General features: G+C 55.7%; 1 protein-coding gene. It reads left to right on the forward strand.

The genetic code is table 11. The features are described from left to right. A partial coding sequence (locus tag AC6ROY_RS25310; protein ID WP_500103328.1) for a condensation domain-containing protein occupies nt 1–1636 on the forward strand: 1636 nt, incomplete at both ends.

Genomic DNA, 1636 nt, shown 5'->3' on the forward strand with positions numbered 1-1636 from the left:
AGCAGCTGTGCGCATACTTGGTAGCGGACAAGGCGCTGACGGTGAGCGAGCTAAGAGGAAAGCTGTCGCAGGAGATGCCGGGGTACATGATTCCGTCGCACTTCGTGCAGCTGGAGCGGATGCCGCTGACATCGAACGGGAAGACGGACCGCAAGGCGCTGCCTGCGCCGGAGGGAAGCGTGAATACCGGTGCGGAATACACCGCGCCCCGTACACCGCTGGAAGAGCGGCTCGTGCGGATTTGGCAAGAGGTGCTTGGAGCTGAAAGGATAGGAGTGAAGGACAATTTCTTCGATCTTGGCGGACATTCTCTTCGCGCGACAGCGTTGGTAAGCAAGCTCTATAAAGAGCTGAACGTCAATCTGCCGCTGCGGGACGTATTCCGGTTTCCGACCATTGAGGAAATGGCTCAGGCCATGGACAGGATGGAAGAGAAGGTGTATGCCTCCATACCGCTCACTGAAGAAAAGGAGTATTACCCGGTATCGTCAGCACAAAAGCGGCTTTACATTCTGCAACAGTTGGAAGGAGCAGAGCAAAGCTACAACATGCCGGGGATTATGAGGCTTGACGGCATGCTTGACCGGAAACGGCTTGAAGGAGCGTTCCGTCTTCTAATCGCGCGCCACGAGACACTGCGCACCGGCTTTGAGCTGGTGGATGGAGAGCCTGTGCAGCGGATCTACCCGCAGGCGGATTTGATGTTGGAGCATCGGCAAGCAAGCGACGAAGAAGCGCAGGAAGCGATGCGTCATTTTGCCCGAACGTTCGATCTGGGACAGCCGCCATTATTGCGTGCAGGTTTGCTGGAGTTTTCTAAAGAGAGCCATCTCCTGCTTCTGGATATGCATCATATCATCTCCGACGGCGTGTCCGTGGATATTCTGGTGGAGGAGCTTGTCCGCTTGTACGGCGGCGAGGAGCTTCCTGCCCTGCGGATTCAGTACAAGGATTACGCGGTATGGCAGCAATCTGAAGCGCAGCGCGAGCATCTGAATAAGCAGGAAGCTTACTGGCTGGGCCAGTTCAGCGGAGAACTGCCGGTGCTGGAGCTGCCGACGGACTATACGCGACCTGCCGTGCAGCGATATGACGGACGTACGCTGCGGTTCCGTATGGATGCCGAGCAGAGCGAGGGCTTGAAGCGTATTGCGGCGGAAAACGGCGCGACGCTGTACATGGTATTGCTTGCGGCGTATACGATCCTGCTGCAAAAGTATACGGGCCAGGAAGATCTGATCATCGGCACGCCGATCGCGGGAAGAACACACGGCGATCTGCAGCCATTAATCGGGATGTTCGTCAATACACTGGCGCTGCGCAGCTGCCCAGTCGGAGAGAAAACCTTCCTGTCTTATTTGGAGGAAGTCAAGGAAACGACCTTGAGTGCCTATGAGCAGCAGGATTATCCGTTTGAAGAACTGGTCGAGAAGCTGCAGCTGACCCGCGATTTAAGCCGCAATCCGCTCTTTGACACCATGTTTTCGCTGCAAAGCTTGGAAAATAGAGCGTATCATCTTGAGGGCCTTCAGCTGGCTTTGTATCCGAATGAGCATTTGGTGTCGAAATTTGACCTGAGCCTTGACGTTATGGAGGGCAGCGACGGTTTGGAATGCGCCCTCGAATACGCAACCGC

It is taken from the genome of Paenibacillus sp. sg306046 (assembly GCF_059821225.1).